We start from the raw sequence: 25,954 nt of genomic DNA on the forward strand, positions 1-25,954 counted from the left end.
CGAATTCAGTGGACGAAACGCGCCACCACGTCGCGATAGCTGCGGCTGACCTTTACCTGCGCGCCTGAATCCAGCACCAGGAAGCATTCGCCATTGGTGTGCGGCTTCACCTGCTTGACCAGGTCCAGGTTGACGATGGTGGAGCGGTGCACCCGCTGGAACCGGCGCGGATCCAGCCGCTTTTCCAGGTCCTTCATCGTTTGACGCAGGATCAGCGTGTTGTCGGCGGTCTTGATGCACATGTAATCGCCCGCCGCCTCGACGCTTTCGATGCTGTCCACATCGACGCGGAAAATCTGGCCGCGATCCTTGATGTTGATCAGCCGCTCGTACCGGCTCGATTCCGGCGCATCGGAACCGACGCTCAGCCCCTCGACCGCATCGGGGGCGACTTCGGCCAGCACTTCCTTCAGCTTTTCGACCTCGGCGCTGCCCCGCTTTTCGGTCAGCCGCTGGCGCACGCGTTCCAGCGTGTCGGCCAGACGGCTCTCCTCCACTGGCTTCACCAGATAATCGAATGCCTGCGCCTCGAATGCACGGATGGCATGATCGGAATAGGCGGTGACGAATACGAACAGCGGCGGTTCGACCTCCATCAGGCCCTGCACCACCGAAAACCCGTCAAAGCCGGGCATCTGGATGTCCAGAAACACAAGGTCGGGCTTGTGCGTCTTGATCGCGCGGATCGCTTCGCGGCCATTGCCGCATTTCTCGACGATTTCGACATCCTCATGCGCCTGAAGCCGAAGCTCAAGGCCCTGGATCGCCAGCGGTTCGTCGTCGACCAAAATGGTTCGAATTGTCATGCTGCCTCTCGATCGGGTTCTTCCAGCTGGAAGGGCAATTCAATCAGAACGCTGAATCCCCCACCTGGTTTCGATCGCGTTTCGAAACGATGCTGGTCGCCATAGGCCTGGGCCAACCGCTCGCGCGTGTTGGTCAGTCCTACGCCAGTCGACAGGCTTGGCCGCTTTGGCCGGTCGATCAAGCCGGGACCGGTGTCCGACACGGTGATCTGCACCCGTTCCCCGTTGAGGCGAGCGACGACCGCAATCTCTGCCCCCTCCTCCAGCGGCGTCACTGCATATTTGATCGCGTTTTCGACCAGCGGCTGCAGGATCAGCGAGGGCAGCCGCGCCTGGGCGACGCGAACGTCGATATCGAACTTTGGGCGCAGACGCTCGTCGAACCGCATCTTCTCGATCTCGAGATAGAGCTTCAGCGTCTCCACCTCCTGTTCCAGCGGCACGTGCGCGGTCGGTTCGTTCGCCAGGGTATAGCGCAGGAACGAGGCCAGCCGGCTGAGCATCGCATTGGCCCGCTCGGTCTGTTTCAACAGCACGAGCGTCGAGATGGAATTGAGCGTGTTGAACAGGAAATGCGGGTTGAGCTGATAGCGCAGCATCGCAAGCTGTGCCGAACTGGCCTGGCTTTCCAGATGCTGCATCTGATCGATCTGCGCCTCGACGATCAGATAGAAATTGATGCCGAAATACAGCGCCGACCATCCGGCCAGCACGGTAAAATTGAGGAAGACAAGGCCCAGCACCAGCTGAAGATCGACATTGGGCGCCGCCTGACGGATGAAGACGAAGGTAAAGGCATCGATGACGGCATACAGCCCCGTTGCCCCGACCAGCGTCAGCACGGTCAGCAAAATGCCCGAAAGGCGCGGCAGCCGCCGGTACATGGCATAAAGAACGGACAGCAGCAGCGTCAGGCAATAGCCGACGATCGCATTGATCATCACCGAAAGGACGGTGTCGACGTCAAAGCTGTTCGAAATGCTGGAAACCGTACGCAGCAGCAGATAGCCGGACCAGCCCGCCGCCTGCAGCACCCAGAAGGCGCGGCTCTTGTCTTCGAAAAACGGGCGGGAAAGCACGGGCGGACGCATCGCCGCCAATCTAGGCGCGGATTGCCGCCGGAGCAAATCCGGCCGGCCGGACCCAAAGAAAAACCGCCGCCCCATTGCTGGGACGGCGGCGAAAGGGATGCGATCGGCGATCGATCAGAAGTTGTAGCTGACGCCGACCTTCAGACGCCACACCGACGAGCTGACGTTGATCTGATTGTCGGTGTTGTAGTCGTTGCCGATGAAGTTGGTGATGATGTAGCGACCCTGCGAATCCACGCCGCCCGTCGCCAGATCCTGCAATCCCGAGAAGTTCCGGCGGCGCTGCATGTTCCAGTCGCGATCCAGGAAGTTCAGGAAATTGTCGAACGTCGCGTACAGGCGCAGGCTGTCGTTCTGACCGAACAGACGGCCCGGTCCCGGCAGATCCTGTGAGAAGCCGAGATCAAGGTCGAAATACCAGTCGTTGGTGCAGGTATTGCGCTCGACCGTGCGGCCCACATAGTCCTTCGCGCAGTTCAGATTGGCCGCAAACGCCGCCAGATCAGCCACAGCCGTGGGATTGGACGACGGCGACACGTTCGGATCGTTCACCCCGGTGGGGATGTAGATCAGGGCGTTGTCGTTGCCCGACTGCGGCACATTGAACACGCTTCCGCCGGTAAAGGTCAGGCTGTACGGACGGCCCGAACGCGCCACGAAGGTCGCGCTCAGCGTGGTGTTCAGATCGGAGAAGAACTGTTCGCTGAACGTCGTCTGCAACGAGATGTTGTGACGGCTTTCATAGAAGCCACGCGATGCCGACGGATTCTGGCGGTCGAACGCGGCGGTCAGGTCATAGTTGGACCCGGCCGTCGAGTTGTACAGGTTCCGGCGATCCTGCGAGTCGGTGTACGAATAGCCGAGGCTGATGAAGGTCGAACCACCATCGGTGATCAGGCCGCTGCCGAACGTCTTCGACAGGATGAACGACGCGATATGGCTGCGCCATCCGGCCGAATTGGTCAGCATCAGTTCGTCGAACCGCGTCGTGGTGAAGCACGCCGGGGTCAGACCCGAAAACACCGGGTTCGGATTGGTCGACACCAGGATGGCATCGCAACCGGTCAGGTTGAGATCGACACCGCGATAGATCGGACGCCCATCCACGGTCCGGCCATTCAGGCCCTGCCGCGGATCGACCGCCTGAGCCAGGTCGACGATGGTGAACGGATTGCGGAACTGGCTGTAGATATAATCCAGATTGACGTTCCAGCCGCTGAAGAAGCCTTCGCCACCGAAATCCAGCTGTGACTGAAACCCGATATTGGCGCGCAGAACCGTCGGCGTCTTGATACCCGGATCGATCGACTGGACGTTGCCCAGGCCACGGCTGGCAATGGCGGACGCGCTCTGCTGAAAGCAACTCGGAACGCCCGTGAACTGACCGTTCACGACCACGTCAAGCTGCTGACCGGCGGCAAGGCCGCAAGCCGCATCCTGCGTGGTGCCGGTCGCAAAGCCGCGGCCGTCATTCTGGAACGCATTGCCGAACCACACCAGCGGATCGCCGCCGGAGAACATGCCGACACCGCCGCGGAACGAGCTGCGCGAGAAGATCGCAAAGTCGTTCGGTTCAAAGGTGAAGGCGACGCGCGGCAGCAGGATCGGCTCAAGATTGCTGAACGCAACCGAGTTGGTGCGACCATAGCGATCGAAGAACACCGAGTTGGGACGCGGAGCGCCGCCCGAGAACCAGTCGGTGCGCAGGCCGAGCACGACGCTCAGCTGATCGGTCAGCTGCCAGTCGTCCTGAGCATAAACCGTCCAGATCGTCCGGTCGAACTCGGCGGCAGCATCGTTGACGTTGCCGGTCGAGGTGAAGTTGCCGAACGCACCTTCGGTCAGGCCGGGAATGACGTTCGCCGGCGTAGTGTTCGTCTGGTTGTTGCCCAGGCCCGGCGACAGCAGACCGGCTTCCAGGTCGGCGGCGTTGCGGAAGACCAGCGTACCCGTCGCGTTCTGGACGAACAGGTTGAACAGCTTGGCATAGTTCGCTTCGAAACCGAGCTTCAGCTGGTGGTCGCCGGCGTCATACTTGGCCAGCGCGCGGACCTGATGCAGTTCGGTGCGCAGGTCGTTGGCCGAACGCGAATTGCCCGGGCCCGCCAGCACGGTGCCGTCGGGGCCGGTCGCATTGTCGATGCCGACGATGATGCGCGGAATCGGATTGGCCGACTGCGCTTCGCCGCCGCCAAGCGGGTCCTGACGATCGGTGACCTTCGACAGCGAGTAGCGGAACTCGGTCGACAGGCGGTCATTCCAGTTGGAATAGAGGCGCGCCGAATAATAGTCGGAGATGGTGCCGCTGACCAAGAAGGTGTTGGCGCCCGTCACCTGCGGCGACGTCGTGCCGGTGAAGAAGTCGTCGGGGCGAACCGTGCCTTCTTCCAGGCGCTGATAGGTCGCCTCGAAACGATGATCGTCGTTGATGTACCAGTCGAGACGCCCGAAATAGCGATCGTTGCTGAAATCGCGGCTGGTGACCAGCGGGCCGGTCTCGATACCATAGACGCGGCTCAGGATTTCGGAAATGCGGTTGAACTCGGCGACCGGCACACCGGCAAGCGAGTTGGGATAACCAGCACCGGCCGGGCCGTCATCCTGGCTCTGACCGGCTTCCTGATGCTCATAGGCACCATAGATGAACAGGCGATCGGGGATGATCGGGCCGCCCAGCGCCACGCCCCAGCGCTTTTCCGGCTCGATCGGAGCGACATTGCGGTCGGCGACGCGCTTGCCGCGCAGGTCCGAGTTCGAATATTCGAAAAAGGCGGAACCGGTGATCTTGTTCTGGCCCGAACGGGTAACGACGTTGATGGCGCAACCGGTAAAGCCACCATATTCGACGTCGAACGGCGCAAACTGCACCTGGGTTTCGCGCACGGCATCATAGGGAACCGGGGTCGAGCTGCGCGAGGCAAAGCCCGTGTCGTTCAGGCCATAGATGTCGCCCTGGCTGATGCCGTCGACGGTGAAGGCGTTGCCGCGATCGTTGCCGCCCAGGCACGAGATGCGGTCGACGCCGGACCCGCCATCATCGCGGTCAAGGCTGACGCGCGGGTCGATGCGGATGACATCGCGGATGTCGCGGTTGAAGCTGGGCGCATTGGCCAGCACTTCGGCACCGAACGAGGTGCCCGGACCGACCGCCAGCTGGGTCACGGCGACGCGCGTGCCGGTGACGACGATATCGCCCTCACCCGAGCTCAGGTTGAACGCCAGGCTGGTGTTGCCCTGCAGCGTGGTGATCACGCCTTCGATCGTCTGGCCCTGATACCCCTCGGCATTGGCAGCGACGGTGTAGGGACCGCCGGTCGTCAGATTGTCGGTGCGAAACCCGCCATTGTCGTTGGTGGTCAGCGTCCGAGCCGAACCCGTGCGGGTATCGGTGACCGTGACCGAGGCACCGGTGATCGGCTGGCCCGATTCATCGAGCACGCGTCCTTCGATTCCGGTGGTGATCTGCTGCGCGCTGACCGCGGCAGGCATCATCAGCGCAGCAACAGCCGCGCCCATAAACAGATGGTTTCGCATCGTTTTCCCTTTGAAAGCCCCAAACAGGCGGATGCGGTGCATTTCACCGTCTGTCGCCGCCCATGGGACGGCATTATTGCCGGAATGTTACAATGCGCAAAGGGGGGCGACGCGAAGATTTGCCGCGTTGCAAAATTGCATCACTGCGCCGCGGCAACGATGGCCGACCATGCTGCCTCATCGATCACCCGGATGCCGAGATCGGCGGCTTTCTTGAGCTTGCTGCCCGCACCCGGCCCGGCCACGACCAGGTCCGTTTTGGCCGAAACAGACCCCGCCACCTTTGCCCCCAGCGCCTCTGCCTGCGCCTTGGCCTCGTCGCGCGACAGGGTTTCCAGGCTGCCGGTGAATACCACCGTCTGGCCCGTCACTTCCGATGCCCGCGCCTCGACCACGAAAGGTGGCGGGCTGACCTCGACCAGAAGATCGTCCCAGACGGCGCGATTGTGCGGTTCGTGGAAAAAGTCGGTAAGCGCATGGGCGACAGCCGCGCCGATCTGATCCACCCCGATCCGCTCCGCCAGCGCCTTGTCCAGCCGCACCTGCGCCTTGCGCGCATCCTCGCCCAGCGCGGGATGATGCCCGTCGCGCAGGCGGATCAGCTCATCGGCAAGGTCCCTGACGGCTTCCAGCGTTTCATACCGGCGCAAAAGGTCGCGCGCCGTCACCGCGCCGACATGGCGGATGCCCAGCCCGAACAGCAGCCGGGCGGCGTCGGGCGACCGTTTGGCCTCGATCGCGGCAAGCAGATTGTCGACCGACTTTTCCTGCCACCCCTCGCGCTGCAACAGGGCATCGCGATGCCCGGCCAGGCGATAGATATCGGCCGGTTCCCCGATCCAGCCCAGCCCGACCAGTTCCACGATGGTCTTTTCGCCCAGCCCCTCGATGTCCAGCGCGCCGCGGCTGACGAAATGGCGCAGCCGCTCGATGCGCTGCGCCGGACAGATCAGCCCGCCGGTGCAGCGAATATCGACCTCGCCCTCTTCGGCCACCGCTTCCGATCCGCATTCGGGGCAATGCGCCGGAAACAGCCATGGCGCGCGTGGCTCGTCGCGGGTCAGGTTTTCCACGATCTGCGGGATGACATCGCCTGCGCGCTGCACCACCACCCGGTCGCCGGGGCGCACGCCCAGCCGGCCGATCTCGTCGGCATTGTGCAGCGTCGCATTGGTCACGACCACGCCGCCCACCGTCACCGGCTCCAGCCGCGCCACGGGGGTCAGCTTGCCCGTCCGCCCGACCTGAATGTCGATGGCGTTCAGCGTCGTCTGCGCCCGTTCCGCCGGGAATTTGTGCGCCAGCCCCCATCGCGGCGCGCGGCCGACAAAGCCCAGCCGATCCTGCCAGTCAAGCCGGTCGACCTTGTACACCACACCATCGATGTCGAATGGCAGGTCGGCCCGCTCCCGCTCGATCGCGCGGTACACGGCAAGCGCGGCAGCCAGCGTGTCGGCAACCGCGAAATGGCTGGCGACAGGAAAGCCCCAGCGGCGCAGCGCATCGACCACCGCACCCTGGGTCGTGCCGGGCAGCGCGCTTGCCTCCCCCCAGCCATGCGCAAAGAACCGCAGCGGGCGGCTGGCCGTGACGGCAGCATCCTTTTGCCGCAGCGATCCGGCAGCGGCGTTGCGCGGATTGGCGAATTGCCGGGCGGGCTTGCCGCTGTCCTCCGCCTCCGCCGCCAGCCGGGCATTCAGCGCGGCGAAATCCGCCTTCGCCATGTAAATCTCGCCGCGCACCTCGAACAGGTCCGGCGCATCCTCGGGCAGCGTGCGGGGAATGTCGGCGACGGTGAGGGCATTGGCCGTCACATCCTCGCCCACCTGTCCATCCCCGCGGGTCAGCGCCTGAACCAGCCGCCGCCCTTCGTACCGCAGCGAACAGGACAGGCCGTCGATCTTGGGCTCTGCGGTCAGGGCGACGGGTTCATCGACCGGCAGTTTCAGGAACCGGCGGATGCTGGCCAGGAAATCGGCGACGTCGTCGTCGGAAAATCCGTTGTCCAGGCTCAGCATCGGGCGGGCATGGGCCACCTTGGTCAGGTGCCCTGCCGGCGCGGCGCCCACCTGACGCGACGGCGAATCGGCGCGGACCAGATGCGGGAACTCGGCCTCGATGGCGGCATTGCGCCGGACCAGCGCATCATAGTCCGCATCGCTGATTTCGGGCGCATCGTCGGCATGATACAGCCGGTTGTGCCGGGCGATCGTCTCGGCCAGCCGGGCAAGCGCCTCGGCGGCATCCTTATCGGTGGCGGGCATCCGGTCCATGTACACTGCGCTAGCGGGCCGACCCCCGGCGGATCAAGCCCCGTGGTGGCGCGGCGGCCGCCCGTTCGGCGTCAGGCGGACTTGCGGATGCGCGACGGGCGCAGCGGCGTGTTCAACCGATCCAGGCTGAACGGTTCGTCGAACTGGATTCCCGCCTGTTCGCCCCGCGCCCAGCGCACGGTCGCCCCGGCCCATTCGCCCTCGATCATCTCGATCTGCACCGCGCAGCCCAGCGCGCTTTGCGGAAATTCGATCCCGTCGATCATCGCGCCCGAACTGCTCAGATCGCGGATCCGCACCTCGCCCGCCGCACCGTTCACCCGCAACGTCGCCCAGCGCAGCATCCGCGCGCGCGGTGCACGGGAATGGCGGTGGCCGGTCGCCTTCACCTCGCCCTCGCCCGTCTGCAACTGCTGCAGCACCTGTTCGCAGCGCACCGGCTTGCCATAGACAAAGCCCTGGATGTGGCTGCACCCCAGGTTACGGATCAGCTCCACCTCATCCTGCATTTCCACGCCCTCGGCCGTGGTTTCCATGTGCAGCGTTTCGGCAAGCGTCACGATGGCGCGGATGATGGCCGCATTCCGGCTGCCGGGCTGGGCCGCACCGCGCACAAAGCTCTGGTCGATCTTGATCTTGTCGAACGGCGCATTGCGCAGATAGCCGAGCGAGGAATAGCCGGTGCCGAAATCATCCAGCGCCAGCCGCACGCCCAGCCCCTTCAGGCTGGTGAACATCCGTTCGGTGGCGGCATTTTCGGTCAGGAACACGCCTTCGGTGATTTCCAGTTCCAGCCGGGCGGGCGCGATGCCGGACCGGGCCAGCGCGCTGGTTACCGTGCTGGGCAGCGCGGGATTGGCGAACTGAATGGGCGACACGTTCACGGCCACCCGGACATGGTCGGGCCAGGTCGCCGCCTCGATCGTCGCGGTGCGCAGGACCCAGCTGCCGATTTCCTCGATCAGGCCGCAATCCTCGGCAATCGGGATGAACTCGGCCGGGCTGACCGGGCCGCGCACCGGGTGATCCCATCGGATCAGTGCCTCGTACCCCACGATGCGCGGGTCGCGGGTGGATACCACCGGCTGATAGACCAGGTGGAACTGGTTTTGCGCCAGGGCGGAACGCAGGTCGTCCTCAAGCTGCTTGCGCCCCTGTGCGCCTGCCAGCAGTTCGGGGCGGAAAAACCGGTGCACGCCGCGCCCGTCCGCCTTGGCTGCATACAGCGCAAGATCCGCATTGCGGGTCAGCGTTTCGGCATCCCCGCCATCATCCGGCGCAATCGCAACGCCGATCGAACAGCCGATGCTGATTGATGACCCACCGATAAAATAGGGGTGGCTGAGCGCGGAAATGATCGTGCGCGCAATCTCGCTGATCGTATCCTGATGCCCCTCGCCGGGCAGCACGACCTCGAACTCGTCACCGCCCAGCCGGCCAACCAGCCCCTTGTCGCCCACCGCCCGGGTCAGCCGCTGGCTCACCTGTTTCAACAGGGCATCGCCCGTCTGGTGGCCCAGCGTGTCGTTCACCGCCTTGAACCGGTCGAGATCAAGCAGCAGCAACGTCGTGGCGCGATAACTGGCCCGGCCGTTGATCGATAGCATCTGATCGAGGGACAGGCGCATCCGCTGACGGTTGGCCAGGCCGGTCAGCGCATCGAACATGGCCAGCCGCTGGATTTCCGCCTCTGCCCGCCGCTGTTCGGACAGGTCGCTGCCGCTGCCGCAAAATCCCTGAAAATGCCCCAGATGGTCGAACACCGGCCGGCCCGAAATCGACCACCACCGTTCGACACCATGACGGGCGCCGCGCACCGAATAATTGGTAAACCCGGTGCGCGATGTCAGATGAAAGGCAAGGCTGCGTTCCGAATCGGGTGAGTTCTCGTCCATCCGGAACAGGTCGGTCAGCATCGCGCCGACTGCGGCCTCTTCGCTTTCGCAGACGTCGGCCGAGACCTTTGCGGTCAGATAGGTGATTCTGCCCTGGCGATCCGTCTGCCAGAACCAGCCGCTGCCATGATCCTCGAACGCGCGCACGAGTTGAAGAGCGAGCGCGCCATCCGCCTCCCCATCCTTGCGGGCAGCCGTTGCTGCCGATGTCCTGGACAGAAATGCGCCTAGCACTCGTTTCATCATCCGATCCGTTTCGAAACGCGTAGCGCGAAGTTGTTTGAGAATTCGTTTCCACGACCATGCAACAATTACGGCTTGGAGAAGCGCCGGGCGCTGCATAGATGCGCTTTCGATCCGCCGTGCCGGGAATGCCCATGACTGTGACCATCAAGACCGCCGACCTTATCGACAGCGTGGCCGACGCGCTTCAGTTCATCAGCTATTACCATCCGATGGATTATATCCGGGCGCTGGGCGCGGCCTATCGGGCCGAACAGGCGCCGGCGGCAAAGGATGCGATCGCGCAGATCCTGACCAACAGCCGGATGTGCGCAGAGGGGCATCGGCCGATCTGTCAGGATACCGGCATCGTCAATGTGTTCATCCAATGGGGCATGGACTGCCGGCTGGACGACACATCGCGTTCGTTGCAGGACATTGTCGATGAAGGGGTGCGCCGCGCCTATCTGAACCCGGAAAATAAGCTGCGCGCATCGGTTCTGACCGATCCCGCCTTTACCCGGCGCAACACGCGCGACAACACGCCCTGCGTCCTCCATGTCGAAATGGTGCCGGGCCATCATGTCCATGTCGATGTCGCGGCCAAGGGCGGCGGCAGCGAGAACAAGTCCAAATTCAAGATGATGAACCCCAGCGATTCCATCGTCGACTGGGTGGTGGAAATGCTGCCGCAGATGGGGGCCGGCTGGTGCCCGCCGGGGATGCTGGGCATCGGCATCGGCGGCACGGCGGAACATTGCGTGCTGCTGGCCAAAAAGGCGCTGATGGAACCCATCGACATGAGCGTCCTCAAGGAACGCGGGCCACAGAACGATATCGAGGCGCTGCGCATCGAGATTTTCGACCGGGTGAACGCGCTGGGCATCGGGGCGCAGGGGCTGGGCGGGCTTTCCACCATCCTGGACGTCAAGATCCTGGATGCGCCCTGCCATGCGGCGGGCAAGCCAGTGGCGATGATCCCCAACTGCGCCGCCACCCGCCATGCGCATTTCAGCCTGGACGGTTCCGGCCCCGCCTATCTGGAGGCGCCAAAGCTGGACGAATGGCCCGACGTCAACTGGACCCCGGACAAGGCGGCGATCCGCGTCGACCTCGACACCCTGACGCCGGAAATGGTGCAGGGCTGGAAACAGGGCGACCGGCTGCTGCTCAACGGCAAGATGCTGACCGGGCGCGACGCGGCGCACAAGCGGATCGCCGACATGCTGGCCGCGGGCGAGGCGCTGCCGGTCAGCTTCAAGGGCCGCGTCATCTATTATGTCGGCCCGGTCGATCCGGTTGGCGAAGAAGTGGTCGGCCCCGCCGGCCCCACCACCGCAACCCGCATGGACAAGTTCATGCGCATGATGCTGGATCAGGGTCTGCTGGCCTGCGTCGGCAAGGCAGAGCGCGGTCCGGCCGCGACCGAGGCGATCCGGGACGCCAAATCCGCCTATCTGATGGCGGTCGGCGGCGCGGCCTATCTGGTCGCCCGCGCGATCAAGGGCAGCAAGGTCGTCGGGTTCGAGGACCTTGGCATGGAAGCGATCTACGAGTTCGAGGTCGAGGATTTCCCCGTGACCGTGGCGGTGGATAGCGAGGGCAACAATGTCCACCAGCTCGCCCCGCTGGTCTGGCGCGACAGGATCGCCAAAGAGCGGCTGCTGCAGGGCGCATGATCGCCCTGCTCCGCTGGATTGGTGCCGGACTGCTCTGGCTGGTCATCGCTGCACTGCTCGCGGTGACCATCGTGCCGCGCTTTCTGGACCGCCTCTATTATGACGGGCCGGAAAGCGGCCATTATGATGGCGAGCGGTTTTTCAATCCGGATGGCGAAGATACCGCCGCCCCGCCGGGTGGCGGGGGCCGTGCAGGCTTTTTCACCCGGATGCTGACCGACGACCGGCCGCGCTGGCCGGACCGGGTCGAGGTGCAGCAGGGCAAGCCGCCCGCACGGGTCGAGGGCGAGGCGATGCTCGCCACCTGGATCGGCCATGCCACCGTGCTGGTGCAGACGCAGGGGCTGAACATCCTGACCGATCCGATCTATGCGGACACCGCCGGCCCGTTTGGCGTCGGTCCGGCGCGGGTCGCCGTGCCCGGCGTGGCATTCGACGACCTGCCCCGTATCGACCTGATCGTCGTCAGCCACAATCACTACGACCATATGGACCTCGCCACGCTGAAAAAGCTGTGGGAACGGGACCGGCCGCTGATCGTCACCAGCCTGGGCAATGACAGCGTCATCGGCCAGGCCGGGGTGCCAGCCCGCACCGCCGACTGGGGCGGGCGGGTGACCGTGCGGCCCGGCGTCGACGTGATCGTCAACCGCAACCATCACTGGGGCAGCCGCTGGTTCGCCGATCGCAACCGCGCGCTCTGGTCCAGCTTCGTCGTCACGCTGCCCACCGGCGGCAACCTGTTCTTTGCCGGCGACACCGGGTTCGGCGATGGCAACTGGGCAAACGAGGCCGCGCGCCATGGCCCGGTTCGGTTGGCCATCCTCCCTATCGGCGCCTTCCGTTTTACCCCAGGCCAGATGGGCACGGGCAGCCATATCGGCCCGGTCGATGCCGTCGAGATATTCCGCCGACTGGGCGCCGGACGCGGCATCGGCATCCACTGGGGCACCTATCGCCTGTCCTATGAGGGGTATGACACCCCGCCAAAGCTGCTGGCCGCCGCCATGGCCTGTACCCGCCAGCCAGGACAGTTCGACACCATTGCGCTGGGTGCGGTGACGCCCATTGCGGCGATGAGCGCAACCATGCAGGGCGGACCCGCCATGAGCCGGGATGCGCTGCTGCGCTGTCTCGATACCCCGTCGGTGCGCGCGCTGCGTTAGGCCGGACCGACCCGGAACGCCGCCAGCTTGTTTCCATCGAGGTCGCGGAAATAGGCGGCGTAAAAGGCCTGCGGCCCCTCTGGCCCGCGCAATCCCGGCGGACCTTCGCACGTGCCGCCCAGTTCGATCGCCTTGGCATGAAGCGCGTCCACCTTGGCCCGCTCGTCCGCGGCCAGCGCGATCATCATGCCGTTGCCGACGCTGGCCGGTTCGCCGTCATGCGGGGTCAGGATGCCGAACATCGGCTGTCCCCAGCTGACGCCCCATGCCGAACCGCGCGGGCCGAACTCCATCAGCCGCCCCACGCCGATCGCGCCGAACAGGGCATCGTAGAAGCCCCGCGCACGCTCGACGTCATTGGTGCCGGCAATCGTGTACCCAATCATGAATTTGGCCCTCCCCGGCCTTTGTCAACGCAGCATCCTCCCCCCATATTGGCCCCATGGCAATTCAGATTCGCACGCGGCTGGACGAACCAGAAACCGGGGAAAGCTTCATTCCGTACCGCCCGGCGCGGCCGGAAAAGAGCGAGGGCGGGCGGCCGTTCCGAATCGTGTCGGAATATACCCCGTCGGGCGATCAGCCCCAGGCGATCGAGGAACTGGTGGCGCAGGCCCGCGCGGGCGAAAAGGATCAGGTGCTGCTGGGCGTCACCGGTTCCGGCAAGACGTTCACCATGGCCAAGGTGATTGAGGCGATGCAGCGCCCCGCGCTGATCCTTGCCCCCAACAAGATCCTGGCTGCGCAGCTGTACGGCGAATTCAAGAGCTTCTTTCCCGAAAACGCGGTCGAATATTTCGTCAGCTATTACGATTACTACCAGCCCGAAGCCTATGTGCCGCGCAGCGACACCTATATCGAAAAGGAATCGAGCATTAACGAGGCGATCGACCGGATGCGCCATTCGGCCACCCGGTCGTTGCTGGAACGGGACGATGTGATCATCGTCGCCTCCGTCTCCTGCCTGTACGGGATCGGCTCGGTTGAAACCTATTCGGCGATGATCTTCGACCTCAAGAAAGGCCAGTCGGTCGATCAGCGGGAGATTATCCGAAAGCTCGTCGCGCTTCAGTACAAGCGCAACGACGCGGCCTTTACCCGCGGCGCATTCCGCGTGCGCGGCGACAACCTCGAAATCTTTCCCTCTCATTATGAAGACACCGCCTGGCGCGTCAGCTTCTTCGGCGACGAGATCGAGGAGATTACCGAGTTCGATCCGCTGACCGGGGCCAAGGTCGCCAGCCTGAATAGCATCCGCGTCTACGCCAATTCGCACTATGTGACGCCCGGCCCGACGCTGAAACAGGCGATGGAAGCGATAAAGTTCGAGCTGGCCGAGCGGCTGAAGGAGCTACAGATCGAGGGCAAGCTTCTGGAGGCGCAGCGGCTGGAACAGCGGACCAATTTCGACCTGGAAATGATTGCCGCCACCGGCTCTTGCGCGGGGATCGAGAATTACAGCCGGTTCCTGACCGGCCGCCTGCCCGGCGAACCGCCGCCGACCCTGTTCGAATATCTGCCCGAAAACGCGCTGCTGTTCGTCGATGAAAGCCACCAGACGGTGCCGCAGATCGGCGCGATGGCGCGCGGCGACCATCGGCGAAAGATCACGCTGGCTGAATATGGGTTCCGCCTGCCCAGCTGCATCGACAATCGCCCGCTGCGCTTCAACGAATGGGATGCGATGCGGCCACAGACGGTCAGCGTTTCGGCCACCCCCGGCGGGTGGGAAATGGAACAGACCGGCGGCGTGTTCGTCGAACAGGTCATCCGCCCCACCGGCCTGATCGATCCGCCCGTCGAGATCAAGCCGGTCGAGGAACAGGTCCAGGACCTGATCGTCGAGGCAAAGGCGACCGCGGCCAAGGGCTATCGCACCCTCGTCACCACGCTGACCAAGCGGATGGCCGAGGATCTGACCGAATATATGCACGAGGCGGGGATCAAGGTCCGTTACATGCACTCGGACGTCGAGACGCTGGAGCGTATCGAGCTGATCCGCGACCTGCGGCTGGGCGTGTACGACGTGCTGGTCGGCATCAACCTGCTACGCGAGGGGCTGGATATTCCCGAATGCGGGCTGGTCGCCATTCTGGACGCGGACAAGGAAGGGTTCCTGCGTTCGGAAACCTCGCTCATCCAGACGATCGGCCGCGCCGCCCGAAACGTCGAGGGCCGCGTGATCCTCTATGCCGACCGGATGACGGGCAGCATGGAACGCGCGATCAACGAGACGAACCGGCGGCGGGAGAAACAGGTCGCCTACAACACGCTGCACGGCATCACGCCGACCACGATCAAGCGCAATATCGGCGACATCATCGCCCATGTCGCCAGCAAGGATCAGGTGACGGTCGATACCGGGATCGAAGACCGGCCCCACATGGTCGGCCACAATCTGCGCGCCTATATCCAAGACCTGGAAAAGAAGATGCGCGAGGCAGCGGCCAATCTGGAGTTCGAGGAGGCCGGCCGAATCCGCGACGAAATCCGGTCGCTGGAGGCGGAGGAGCTGGGCCTGCCGGAGGGCGAGCGCAAGGCGCCCGTCATGGGACGGTCGAACGAAGGGAAACCCGGCACGCGCAAGACGCGCTACGGAAAGACGCAGCGCAAATTCGGGGGTGGACGCGCCGGACGCTGACCCGTTCCGCTTTCCCCTCATGTCGCGGTGATCGGCGGTTGAGGCTGCGGCGTGCATCGCCCATAAGCGGGCCATGGTCCGTTTCTCCCGTACGCCGCTGATCCTGCTCGGCCTGTCTGTCGCCGCCTGCGTGCCGCGGGTCGATCCGCCGGCTCCGCCACCCGCCCCGCGCCCGGCGCCCAGCCCCGCGCCTGCACCCGCCCCGGCACCCACACCCAGCAGCTCTGCCGACTGGCGCGACTGGCCGGTCACGCCGGGGGATTGGCAGTGGCGGCCGGGTATCGCGACCTATGGCAGCGCCGGCGCCCCGCCGCTGGTCAGCGCGGGATGCCAATCGCGTCAGCTGACCCTTGGCTTCCGCCTGCCGCCGGGAACGGCGTCGGCAGAGGTGCAGACCAGTTCGATGACGGCGCCCGTCGTCCTGTCGCCATTGCCGGGTCAGCCGGGGATGGTCGGGTTCGTCCGGCCGGCCAATGAACGCCTGTTCGACGCGATCGGCTTCAGCCGGGGGCGGTTCGTCGTGACCGGCGGCGGCCAGACGCTGGTCATTCCCGCCTGGCCGGAGTTTCTGCGCGTGGTCGAGGATTGCCGCCGCTAGGGTCGGCGGAAACGCGGGGGTTCAGCGTTCCTGAAACCGCTCATGATGGCGGATCACCTCGTCAATGACGAAGCGCAGGAACTTTTCCGAAAATTCGGGGTCCAGCCCGGCCTGATCGGCAAGCTGGCGCAGCCGTTCGATCTGCCGTTCCTCTCGGCCCGGATCGGCGGGGGGCAATCCGGCCTGCGCCTTGTGCAGCCCGACCGCCTGAGTGATCTTGAACCGTTCGGCCAGCATATGGATCAGCGCGGCATCGATATTGTCGATACTCTGGCGATAGCGTGCGAGCGTAGCATCCGTCATTGTGCGTCCCTGGCCCGGTCCCCGTTTCGTCAACGCTGCTTTCGCGGTGACGTTACGCAAAGGCAAGGGCAAAGCCTTGCCTTTGGCGCGTCGAGCCGCCACATCCCCTGCTGATGACCGCGACGATCCACCGCCTGCGCACCGGGGCCGAGCCCTCGCTCAATCCCATGATCGCGCTTGTCGCGGCCGACATGAACGCCGTGAACCAGGTGATCCTGGACCGGATGCAGTCGGAAATCCCGCTGATCCCCGAACTGGCCGGGCATCTGATTGCCGGCGGGGGCAAGCGGATGCGGCCGATGCTGACCCTGGCCAGCGCCCGGCTGCTCGATTACGGCGGCAACCGCCATCACAAGCTGGCCGCCGCGGTCGAATTTATCCACACCGCCACCCTGTTGCACGACGATGTGGTCGACGGGTCGGACCTGCGTCGGGGCAAACGCACCGCCAACATCATCTGGGGCAATCCGGCCAGCGTGCTGGTGGGCGATTTCCTGTTCTCCCGCTCGTTCGAACTGATGGTCGAGGACGGTAGCCTCAAGGTGCTCAAGATCCTGAGCCACGCCAGCGCCGTGATCGCCGAGGGTGAGGTGAACCAGCTGACGGCGACGCGGCAGGTGGAGCTGGGCGAGGACCGCTATCTCGACATCATCGGCGCAAAGACCGCCGCGTTGTTCGCCGCCGCGTGCCGCATCGCCGCCGTCGTGGCCGAACGGCCAGAGGGCGAGGAAGCCGCGCTCGACGCCTATGGCCGCAATCTGGGCATCGCGTTCCAGCTGGTGGACGACGCCATCGATTACACGTCCGACGCCGGCACGATGGGCAAGGATGCGGGCGACGATTTCCGGGAGGGCAAGATGACCCTGCCCGTCATCCTCGCCTATGCGCGCGGTAACGAGGAAGCCCGCCGCTTCTGGCGCGACGCCATTGCCGGCCGCCGCGCATCGGACGCCGATTTTGCCGAGGCAGTGGGCCTGGTTCAGGCAAGTCGCAGCGTGGACGACACCCTGGCCCGCGCCCGCCATTACGGCCAGCGCGCCATCGACGCGCTGGGCGCGTTCGCCAATGGCAAGGCCAAGGACGCGATGGTCGAAGCGGTCGAGTTCGCCGTCGCCCGCGCATACTGACATCCGGCTGGTCGATGGCCGATATCGCGCTGCTGTTCGTCCACCCAGCCCATCGGGACGATATCGGCGATCTGGTCACGCGGCGGCCGGTGCCGGCAATCGGGCTGGACCGGATCGGCGCGTTCCTGTTCCTGAACCATCACGGCCCGCAAACCTATCCGCCGGGCAATCACGGCCTGCCCTTCGGCCCGCATCCCCATCGCGGATTTGAAACGGTCACCTTCGTATTGGAAGGGTCGTTGGCGCATACTGATTCGGCGGGGCACGAAAGCATCATCGATGCAGGCGGCATCCAGTGGATGACGGCGGGCCGCGGCATCGTCCATGCGGAAGTCAGCCCGGCGGCGTTCAAGCGCGACGGCGGACCCATGGAAATTCTGCAGCTATGGGTGAACCTGCCCGCGCGGCTCAAGATGACGGAGCCCCGCTATATCGGGGTCAGCGCAGCCGCCATCCCGGTGATCTCCCGTGACGGCGCACGGCTGCATCTGGTGTCCGGCACCTTCGATGATGCAAGCGGGCCGGTCGAATCGCTGACCGGCGTGTTCGCCAGTTTCGGCACGCTCGATCCGGGCGCTTCGCTGAGCCTCGACGGCGTTACCGGCCGCGACCTGTTCGTCTATGCGGTGCGCGGCGCGCTGGACATTGGCGGACGGGCGCTGCCGGAACATCATCTGGGCCGGTTCGGGCCGGGCGACCGGCTGACCCTGGCCTCCCCGTTGGGCGCTACGTTCGTGCTGTGCCATGCCGATCCGATCGGCGAGCCAGTGGTCGCGCACGGCCCGTTCGTGATGAACAGCGTGGAGGAAATCCACGCCGCTTATCGCGATTATCAGGCGGGCCGGTTCGGCATTGCGGAGATTTCGACGCTATAGGCGCCGATCAGAACGGAACGTCGTCGTCCAGATCGTCGGGGAAGCCGCCGCCGCCACCCGAGCCGCCGCCAAAGTCATTGAAGCCGCGACCGCCGCCGCCATTGCCGCCGCGCGAAGACTGGCCGGCAAATTCGTTGCCGCCGCCCTGATCCCAGTCGCCGCCGCCGCGCGATCCGCCACCGCCCATGCCGCCACCGCCGCCGGGCGCGCCATCCAGCATCGTCAGATTGCCGTTCAGCCCCTGCAGCACGACTTCGGTCGAATACCGGTCCTGCCCGTTCTGATCCTGCCATTTGCGGGTGGTCAGCGCGCCTTCGATGTAAACCTTGCTGCCCTTTTTCAGATAGCGTTCGGCAACGCCGGCCAGGCCGTCATTGAAGATCTTGACCGTATGCCACTCGGTCTTTTCCTTGCGCTCGCCGGTCTGGCGGTCCTTCCAGTTTTCGGACGTGGCGATGCGCAGTTCAACGACCTTGCCGCCATTGGAAAAGCTGCGCACTTCCGGGTCCTTGCCCAGATTGCCGACCAGAATGACCTTGTTGACGCTGCCTGCCATGATCTGTCCCTAAAGCCCCAGGGCGACCGCGCCCCAATAAACGATGCCGGCCGAGGCATAGGCCAGCAGGAACAGATAGCCAACCATGAACAGGGGCCATTTCCAACCATTCGTCTCCCGCCGCGCAACCGCGATGGTCGAGATGCATTGCGGCGCGAACACGAACCAGGCGAGAAAGGCGAGCGCGGTGGGCAGGCTCCACCGGGTGCGCAGATTGTCGCGGATCGTCGTCTGCCCGTCGGCGCTTTCCGAATCCTCGACGGCATAGACGGTGCCGATCGCCGCCACGGCAACCTCGCGCGCCGCCATGGCAGGCAACAGGGCAAGCGCGATGTCGCGGTTGAATCCGATCGGGGCGACGACCACCTCGATCGCCGCGCCGATCCGCCCGGCATAGCTGTATTCCACCTGCGCCTGACCCTCCGGCGCCTTGGGATAGGCGAGCAGCGCCCATAGCAGAACGGTGGTGACCAGGATGATCGTCCCCGCGCGCTTCAGGAACGCGCTCGCCCGCTGCCACAGGCCGAGCAGCAGATCGCGCGCATTGGGCCATTGATAGCGCGGCAGCTCCATCATGAATCCCGACGACGCGCCCTTGGTCACCGTCCGGCGCAGCAACAGGGACGCCGCCAGCGCGCCCAGAATGCCGGCAATGTACAGGATGAACAGCACCAGCCCCTGCAGCCCCACACCCGGCAGCACGGCGCGCGCGGGAATGAACGCGCCGATGATGATCGTATAGACGGGCAGCCGCGCGGAACACGTCATCAGCGGAGCGATCAGGATGGTCGACAGCCGCTCCTTTTCGTCCGCAATCGTCCGCGTCGCCATGATGCCGGGAATGGCACAGGCAAAGGACGAGAGCAGCGGGATGAACGCGCGACCGGACAGGCCGACCCCGGCCAGCAGCCGGTCCATCATGAACGCCGCTCGCGTCATGTATCCCGATGCCTCCAGCACCAGGATAAAGCCGAACAGGATCAGGATCTGGGGCAGGAACACGATCACAGCACCCACGCCGGCAATGATGCCATCGACGATCAGGTCGTGCAGGATGCCCGGCGGCAGCGTTTCGCCCACCACCCCGCCCAGCGCGGCGATGCCGTCCTCGATCCAGCCGATCGGCGCTTCGGACCACGCGAAGACCGCCTGGAACATGACGAACAACAGGCCCAGCAGCAGGATCAGGCCGAATACGGGATGCAGCGCCACGGCATCGATCCGGTGCGTCCAGCGCCGCGTCGCCGTTTCGCTCAGCGTCGCGGCACGGGCGATGGCGCGGGCGCGCCGCTGCACATCGGAAAACTCCGGAACGTCCGCCACCGGGGCGACGACCGCCCTGGTCCGCAATGCTTCGCTCAGCTGATCGCGCAGGTCGTCCAGCCCGCGCCGGCGCACCGCCACGGTCGGCACCACCGGCACGCCAAGTTCGGCGGACAGGCGCGCGGGGTCCAGTGTCAGGCCGTCGCGCTCGGCCAGATCGACCATGTTCAGCGCCACGACGACGGGCAGGCCCAGCGCGATCAGCTGCAGCGCGAACCGCAGATGATTGTCCAGATTGCCGGCATCGACCACGACCAGAATGGCATCCGGCCGCCGCTCGCCGACGAAACGGCCCATCACCACGTCACGGGTCACCGCCTCGTCGGGACTTGCAGGGTTGAGGCTATAGGTGCCGGGCAGATCGACCAGCTCGGCCGGACGGCCATCGGCCAGCGCGATGCGGCCCGAATGCCGCTCCACCGTCACGCCCGGATAATTGCCGACCTTTTGCCGCGCACCGGTCAGGGCGTTGAACAACGCGGTCTTGCCGGCATTGGGATTGCCGACAACCGCGATCATGGGGATCGTGCTCATGCCGCCGGCTCGACCGTGACCGCCAGGGCGACATGGCGGCGCAGCGCCACCGTCATCCGCCCGATCCGGCAGGCTAGCGGCCCGCCCAGGATGCCGCCCCGGCGCACCATCTCGACCTCCACCCCCTCATCCATGCCCAGCTCGCGCAGGCGGCGCGCCTCCGGCTCGGACAGGCGTTGCCAATCGATGGCGATCACCATGGCGCGGTCGCGCGCGCGAAGCTGGGCAAGCGAATGAGATGACATCACCTGCCCGCCTTAGCGTTGCTGCGACTGATTATCAATTAGATTGCGGGATAGCGCAGGCGGCCGATGAACCGGGTCAGGCTGGGGCGTTCGCCGCCTGCGCCGCGCCATTTGGCCTTCATCTTTTCAAACTGCATCACATTGTCGATGCGACGGGCCAGGAATGCCCGCGTGTTGGCGAAATCGTCGCTGTCGTCATCCAGAAACGCCATGATCGTGCTGGAATAAACAAGGCTGAGCGTCACCCGCTTGGTATAATGGTTGAAATCGGTCGCGGTGTCGCCCGCCATCCGCCACATCAGGTCGGCCGATCGCCAGCCCAGCTTTACGGCGCGCGGCGTGTTTTGCGGCATCGCCAGAATGGCCAGCGCCCGGCGCAGCGCCTCCCGGTCCGGGGCCAGGATTTCCAGCCGCGTTTCGAGCAGGCGGGTGATGCGATCCCGGATTTTCAGGTTGGACAGTTGCTCGGCGGGCAGCCGTGCCTCCATTTCCCGGTCCACCTGCGCGAACCAGGCATCGATCATGTCGACCGCGCCGCCGGGAAAGGCGAGGCGCGCGACATCGCGGTCGACGCCCAGCGCGTCGGCGGCGGCATCGACCGCAGCCGGTTTCCAGCCATCGAACGCCGCCTGCGCGGGCAATTCCGCTGCCAGCGCCTCACGCAGTTCATCCAGGGTCGCGTCGGACAGATCGGCCATGCTCAGTCTCCTGACGTCTTATCTAGATCGGCGGCGCTACTTCGCAAGCGCCGGACCGCGTCGGACCAGCACGAGCGCCGCTGCGACCAGCAGCGCACCGATCAGGTCGAGCACGCCCAGCCGCTCGCCGAACAACAGCCATCCGGTCACCCCGCCCACCACCGGCTGGGTCAACAGGGCGATGCCGACGACCAGCGGCGAGACGTGATGCAGCGCATAGATGATCAGGCTCTGCCCCAGAATCTGGCTGCACAGCGCCAAAGCGATCAGCGGCGTCCAGTCCCCCGGCCAGATCCGCTCGCCCAGCAGGATGGCAAAGATCAGCAGCGGCGCGGCGCTCATCAGGCTGGACAGCGCCAGGGCAGGCACCGCGTCCAGCCGCTCGCGTACCCGCGCCATCAGGATGAAATAGACGGTGTAGAGCAGCCCGGCGAGCAGGCAGAGCAGATCGCCCAGGATATTGTCGGCGCTGAGCTGAGCCGACCGGCCAAGCAGCAGCGCGGCCCCCACCATCGCCATCGCCAACGCCGCCGCCTGCGCCCGGCTGGGCCAGGCGCGCAGGACGATGAACCCGTAAATTGGAAAGAACAGCGTCGTCGAATTGCCGAACAACGTAGCATTGGCCATGAAGGTTTTCAGGATGCCAAGGTGCCAGGCCGCCAGATCGGCGGCAAAGGCGATGCCGGACACCATCAAGATCGACCACAGCCGCGGCACTTCGCCCAGCCAGCCGCGCCCGCGCCAGGCGGCAATGGCAAACAGTACCGGCACGGCCAGGCTGATGCGCCAGAACGCCGATGCCACCGGCCCGGTATCGGCCAGCCGCACGAACAGCGGCCCGAAGGCGAGCAGAATGTTCGACGCGATCAGGGCGAGCAGCGGCCCCGCACCCGTCGAGGCAGCAGGTGCAGCAACTTCTTCTTGGGGCGCTGAAACGCTTTCGGCAGGCGGCTGGGGGTGCATCGATCCGCTTCACCCCTATCTTTGCCGCAACGCAATGACTTTTTCGGGAGTTTTTCATGCCCAGCCTGTTTGATCCGATCCAGCTTGGCGCCGTCGCCGCGCCCAACCGCGTCCTGATGGCGCCGCTGACCCGCGGCCGCGCGACCGAGGCGCACGTGCCCACCCCGATCATGGGCGACTATTATGCGCAGCGTGCCACCGCCGGCCTGCTGATTTCCGAAGCGACCGGGATCAGCCGCGAAGGACTGGGCTGGGCCTATGCCCCCGGTCTTTGGACCGATGAGCAGGTTGAGGGGTGGAAGCCCGTGATCGAACAGGTCAAGCGTGCCGGCGGCCGCATCTTTGCCCAGCTGTGGCATATGGGGCGTCTGGTCCACCCCGATTTCCTGGGCGGCGCAGCGCCGCTGTCGGCATCCGCGACCACGGCGCCGGGCGCGGTGCGCACCTATGAAAGCCTGAAGGAAAGCGAGACGGCAAAGCGCCCCTATGGCGAGGCGCGGGCCGCGACGCTGGACGATATCGCCCGGGTGCTCGACGATTATGAACGCGCCGCGCGCAACGCCCGCGCCGCCGGGTTCGACGGGGTTCAGCTGCACGCCGCCAATGGCTATCTGATCGACCAGTTCATGCGCGACAGCAGCAACCATCGCGACGACGCCTATGGCGGCAGCCCGGAAAACCGCACCCGCCTGTTGCGAGAGGCGGTCGAGCGGCTGATTGGCGCAGTGGGCGCGGATCGCGTCGCCGTCCGCTTCAGCCCGAATGGCGAAACGCAGGGCGTGATCGACAGCAACCCGGAGGCGGTGTTCGTGCCCGCCGCGCAATGGCTGAATGATCAGGGCATCGCGTTCCTTGAACTGCGCGAAGTTGGTCCGGACGGCACGTTCGGCCAGACCGATCAGCCAAAGATTTCGCCCGCCATCCGCCGCGTGTTCACCCGTCCGCTGATCCTGAACCAGGATTATCGCGCGCATAATGCCGCACCCGAAGTGGAAAGCGGCCATGCCGACGGCATCGCCTTTGGCCGGCCGTTCATTTCGAACCCGGACCTTGTCGAACGGCTGAAGACCGGGGCGGACCTTGCCCCCGACGTCATGGCGACATGGTATTCGCGCGGAACAGAAGGCTATACCGATTATCCGACCCTGGCCGAGGCGGAAGCCGCCTGATCGCCGTGCGACCCTGATTTCCCTTCTGACGGGCGGCGCGCTACACGCCGCCCGTCATGTCATTCCCCGCCGCCCAGCCTGCCCGAACCGAGGCACGCCGCCTTTTCGCGCTGGCCTGGCCCGTGGTGCTGACCAGCCTCAACTGGACGATCCTGCACGTCACCGACATCATCGTCGTCGGCCTGACCGGGACGCAGGAGGCAGCGGCGCTGGGGGCGAGCCGCGCGGTGACGTTCATCAGCATCGTCATGGCGGTCGGCTGGCTGTCGGGCATCCTGGTCCATGCGGCACAGGCCGATGGTGCGGGCGACCGGGCGGCCACCGGGCGGACGCTGCGCCACGGGCTGGTCGCGGCGCTCGGCCTGGCCGCGATCGTCACTGCCCTTCTGGCGCTGTTCGCGGCGCCCATCCTGACCGTGATCGGCGTCGATCCCCACATCCTGCCCGCCGCTGCCCGGGTGGTTCAGGTGATGGCCCTGGCCGCGCCGTTTCAGCTGGTGATCCTGGCCTGCAGCTTCTTTTTCGAAGGGATCAGCCGGCCGCGCATCGCGATGGTCATCAATCTGGCGATCCTGCCACTGAACGCGCTGCTCGCCTGGGCGCTGTCGGGGGGACATCTGGGCCTGCCCATGCTGGGTGCGGTCGGCGCGGCGGCGGCAACGGCCACCGCATCGGCAGTGGGCGCTGGCGCGATGCTGATCGCGGCGTGGCGAATGCCGGATTCTGCCGAGCGCGGACTGGCGGGCAGCCGCTGGACGATCCAGTGGCGCGACGTCGCCGCCCTGCTGCGCTTTGGCTTCGTGCCCGCGCTTGCCTCTGCGCTTGAACTGGCCGGGTTTTCGATCCTGATCGCCCTGTCCACGCGGCTGGGGGATCAGGTGGCGCACGGGTTCCAGATCGTGTTTTCCGCCCACAACGTCACCTTTTCCTTTGCCATCGGGCTTGGCTCTGCCGCCGGCGTCCGGGTGGGCAATGCGGTGGGCGAGGGAACGGCGGCGGCGGCGATTCCCCGCACGCTGATCGCGGTCGGGCTGGCCGCGGCGGTCACCGCCCTGCTTGCCCTGCCGATGATCCTGGCACCGGGCAGCGTGGCGGCCCTGTTTCCGGCAGAAGCGGAAACCCGGACGGTCGCGGCGGCCATGCTGATGCTCTGGGCGCCGTTCATCCTGTTCGACGGGATTCAGGTGGTGCTGGTCTATGCCCTGCGCTCGCTGGGCGATCAGGTGGCGGCCGGGATCAACTCGATCCTTGCCTATTTCGTCATCACCGGCGGCCTTGGCTGGGCGTTTTACGCGGCCGGATGGGGCGGCACCGGCCTTGCGCTGGCATCGGGGCTGGGCATGGTCGCGGCCGCCGCGCTCAACGGTGCGCGGTTCTGGGTCGTGGCGCGCAGGCTGGCCGTCAGATCGGGCCGGTAAAGCTCAATTCCACGCGCTTGCCATTGGCGGGCAGGTTCAGCTTGACGGTGTTGAACCGCACTTCGCCGTTCGGCTCGATGCTCCGCTGTGGCGGGGCGATCGTCCAGCTATAGACCAGCCGACCCTGCCCATCGCGCAGGTCCGCCCGGATATCGGGAACGCGCTGAACACTGCCCGTCGGGTTGGTGACGCGGCCTGAAACGGCGAACAGTTCGCTGCCGCCCGACAGCGCGCGCCGGTCGACCGGATCGCTGACCAGGCCCAGCGGCGTTTCGGCCGACACGAAATCCAGCCCCATCTGACGCGCAATGCCCGGCGTATCGACGAACAGGATGCCGATTGTGGCCAGCAGCATCAGCGCACCCGCGCCCACCGCCATGGCGGTCCAGCGTTTGGCCGGATTGCGGCGGGGACGAAATGGTGCGCGATGGGCAAAGGCATCGATCCCCGGCCCCGCCGCACGGGATGGTGCAGCGACTGCCGCTGCGGCAGCTGCCACCGCCGTCGCCGCCGGCATCACCGGTTGTGCCGCCGGAGCCGCGATTGCGGGCTGCGGCGCGGCGGCGGGTGCTGGCTGCGTCATGGTCGGCGGCTGAAACCAGCTATGCCGGCATTTCGCGCACCGGACCGTGCGACCTTCGGCACCGATGGCGGCATCGGGAACGAGATAGCGGGTCTGGCATTCGGTGCATTCAATGATCATGGACAGGCCCGGAAACAGTCAGACACCGACACTGCGGCGAATGCGCGAATCTAGGCGTTGTCCGATGGTGAAGGCAAGCGAAAGACGCCCGGCTTGAGCCATTCCGGCAACCGTGCGATGGCGTGTCGCATTGTG

The 25,954-nt window shown here is 65.6% G+C and carries 21 protein-coding genes; 8 read left to right on the plus strand and 13 right to left on the minus strand.

The window, feature by feature from the left end; genetic code table 11:
• Positions 1-5: 5 nt before the first annotated feature.
• The 5 genes from ACNI3Q_RS05590 to ACNI3Q_RS05610 all read right to left on the minus strand — a co-directional run bounded on the left by ACNI3Q_RS05590 (position 6) and on the right by ACNI3Q_RS05610 (position 9,842).
• A complete protein-coding gene (locus ACNI3Q_RS05590) occupies positions 6-806 on the minus strand; it encodes a LytR/AlgR family response regulator transcription factor (RefSeq protein WP_426274719.1) in 801 nt (266 codons plus the stop codon).
• Positions 803-1,897, minus strand: coding sequence for a sensor histidine kinase (locus ACNI3Q_RS05595; RefSeq protein ID WP_260020732.1), 1,095 nt, complete (start codon positions 1,895-1,897; stop codon positions 803-805). Before ACNI3Q_RS05595 ends, ACNI3Q_RS05590 begins: the two co-directional genes overlap by 4 nt.
• A 114-nt stretch (positions 1,898-2,011) precedes the next feature.
• Complete coding sequence (locus ACNI3Q_RS05600; protein ID WP_426274722.1) at positions 2,012-5,431, minus strand: TonB-dependent receptor; 3,420 nt, start codon at positions 5,429-5,431, stop codon at positions 2,012-2,014.
• A gap of 140 nt (positions 5,432-5,571) precedes the next feature.
• Entirely contained in the window at positions 5,572-7,704 is a 2,133-nt protein-coding gene (gene ligA / locus ACNI3Q_RS05605) for an NAD-dependent DNA ligase LigA (protein WP_426274724.1), read from the minus strand.
• A 71-nt stretch (positions 7,705-7,775) separates the two neighbouring features.
• On the minus strand, positions 7,776-9,842 hold the full coding sequence (locus ACNI3Q_RS05610; protein WP_426274726.1) for a putative bifunctional diguanylate cyclase/phosphodiesterase: 2,067 nt from the start codon (positions 9,840-9,842) through the stop codon (positions 7,776-7,778).
• A gap of 134 nt (positions 9,843-9,976) precedes the next feature.
• Here ACNI3Q_RS05610 and ACNI3Q_RS05615 point away from each other — a divergent pair, with 134 nt between their 5' ends.
• On the plus strand, positions 9,977-11,500 hold the full coding sequence (locus ACNI3Q_RS05615) for a fumarate hydratase (RefSeq protein ID WP_426274728.1): 1,524 nt from the start codon (positions 9,977-9,979) through the stop codon (positions 11,498-11,500).
• Entirely contained in the window at positions 11,497-12,666 is a 1,170-nt protein-coding gene (locus tag ACNI3Q_RS05620) for an MBL fold metallo-hydrolase (protein WP_426274730.1), read from the plus strand. The genes ACNI3Q_RS05615 and ACNI3Q_RS05620 overlap by 4 nt, the downstream gene beginning before the upstream one ends.
• On the opposite strand, the gene ACNI3Q_RS05625 is transcribed toward ACNI3Q_RS05620, so the two are convergent.
• Positions 12,663-13,052, minus strand: coding sequence for a VOC family protein (locus ACNI3Q_RS05625; RefSeq protein ID WP_260020740.1), 390 nt, complete (start codon positions 13,050-13,052; stop codon positions 12,663-12,665). The genes ACNI3Q_RS05620 and ACNI3Q_RS05625 overlap by 4 nt on opposite strands.
• Positions 13,053-13,108: 56 nt before the next feature.
• Between ACNI3Q_RS05625 and uvrB the strand changes: the two genes are divergently transcribed.
• Together uvrB and ACNI3Q_RS05635 are read left to right on the plus strand one after the other, a co-directional pair.
• Positions 13,109-15,307, plus strand: coding sequence for an excinuclease ABC subunit UvrB (gene uvrB, locus ACNI3Q_RS05630; RefSeq protein WP_426274733.1), 2,199 nt, complete (start codon positions 13,109-13,111; stop codon positions 15,305-15,307).
• A 73-nt stretch (positions 15,308-15,380) separates the two neighbouring features.
• Positions 15,381-15,905 (plus strand): hypothetical protein, encoded by a 525-nt coding sequence (locus ACNI3Q_RS05635; protein ID WP_426274735.1) that lies wholly within the window; start codon positions 15,381-15,383, stop codon positions 15,903-15,905.
• Positions 15,906-15,926: 21 nt separating this feature from the next.
• Here ACNI3Q_RS05635 and ACNI3Q_RS05640 read toward each other — a convergent pair whose 3' ends face one another.
• Positions 15,927-16,208: a chorismate mutase gene (locus tag ACNI3Q_RS05640; protein WP_426274737.1), complete on the minus strand. Its 282-nt coding sequence runs from the start codon at positions 16,206-16,208 to the stop codon at positions 15,927-15,929.
• A gap of 113 nt (positions 16,209-16,321) precedes the next feature.
• Here ACNI3Q_RS05640 and ACNI3Q_RS05645 point away from each other — a divergent pair, with 113 nt between their 5' ends.
• A complete protein-coding gene (locus tag ACNI3Q_RS05645; protein WP_426274739.1) occupies positions 16,322-17,335 on the plus strand; it encodes a polyprenyl synthetase family protein in 1,014 nt (337 codons plus the stop codon).
• 14 nt (positions 17,336-17,349) lie between these two features.
• Positions 17,350-18,210: a pirin family protein gene (locus ACNI3Q_RS05650; RefSeq protein WP_426274741.1), complete on the plus strand. Its 861-nt coding sequence runs from the start codon at positions 17,350-17,352 to the stop codon at positions 18,208-18,210.
• Between the two features lie 7 nt (positions 18,211-18,217).
• On the opposite strand, the gene ssb is transcribed toward ACNI3Q_RS05650, so the two are convergent.
• The 5 genes from ssb to ACNI3Q_RS05675 are packed head-to-tail and all read right to left on the minus strand — an operon-like array spanning position 18,218 to position 22,529.
• A complete protein-coding gene (ssb, locus tag ACNI3Q_RS05655) occupies positions 18,218-18,766 on the minus strand; it encodes a single-stranded DNA-binding protein (RefSeq protein WP_426274743.1) in 549 nt (182 codons plus the stop codon).
• Between the two features lie 9 nt (positions 18,767-18,775).
• On the minus strand, positions 18,776-20,623 hold the full coding sequence (gene feoB / locus ACNI3Q_RS05660) for a ferrous iron transporter B (RefSeq protein WP_426274745.1): 1,848 nt from the start codon (positions 20,621-20,623) through the stop codon (positions 18,776-18,778).
• Positions 20,620-20,868, minus strand: coding sequence for a FeoA family protein (locus tag ACNI3Q_RS05665; RefSeq protein WP_426275627.1), 249 nt, complete (start codon positions 20,866-20,868; stop codon positions 20,620-20,622). Before ACNI3Q_RS05665 ends, feoB begins: the two co-directional genes overlap by 4 nt.
• Before the next feature lie 38 nt (positions 20,869-20,906).
• Positions 20,907-21,566, minus strand: a complete 660-nt coding sequence (locus ACNI3Q_RS05670; protein ID WP_426274747.1) for a COQ9 family protein — start codon at positions 21,564-21,566, stop codon at positions 20,907-20,909.
• Between the two features lie 36 nt (positions 21,567-21,602).
• Positions 21,603-22,529, minus strand: coding sequence for a DMT family transporter (locus tag ACNI3Q_RS05675; RefSeq protein WP_426274748.1), 927 nt, complete (start codon positions 22,527-22,529; stop codon positions 21,603-21,605).
• Positions 22,530-22,585: 56 nt separating this feature from the next.
• Between ACNI3Q_RS05675 and ACNI3Q_RS05680 the strand changes: the two genes are divergently transcribed.
• Complete coding sequence (locus ACNI3Q_RS05680) at positions 22,586-23,698, plus strand: alkene reductase (protein WP_426274750.1); 1,113 nt, start codon at positions 22,586-22,588, stop codon at positions 23,696-23,698.
• A 56-nt stretch (positions 23,699-23,754) separates the two neighbouring features.
• Positions 23,755-25,116, plus strand: a complete 1,362-nt coding sequence (locus ACNI3Q_RS05685; RefSeq protein WP_426274752.1) for an MATE family efflux transporter — start codon at positions 23,755-23,757, stop codon at positions 25,114-25,116.
• Here ACNI3Q_RS05685 and ACNI3Q_RS05690 read toward each other — a convergent pair.
• Complete coding sequence (locus ACNI3Q_RS05690) at positions 25,100-25,819, minus strand: MJ0042-type zinc finger domain-containing protein (protein WP_426274754.1); 720 nt, start codon at positions 25,817-25,819, stop codon at positions 25,100-25,102. The genes ACNI3Q_RS05685 and ACNI3Q_RS05690 overlap by 17 nt on opposite strands.
• Between the last annotated feature and the right edge of the window lie 135 nt (positions 25,820-25,954).

The sequence above is a fragment of the Sphingomonas eleionomae genome (assembly GCF_049889035.1).
In the GTDB taxonomy this organism is placed as follows: Bacteria; Pseudomonadota; Alphaproteobacteria; order Sphingomonadales; family Sphingomonadaceae; genus Sphingomonas.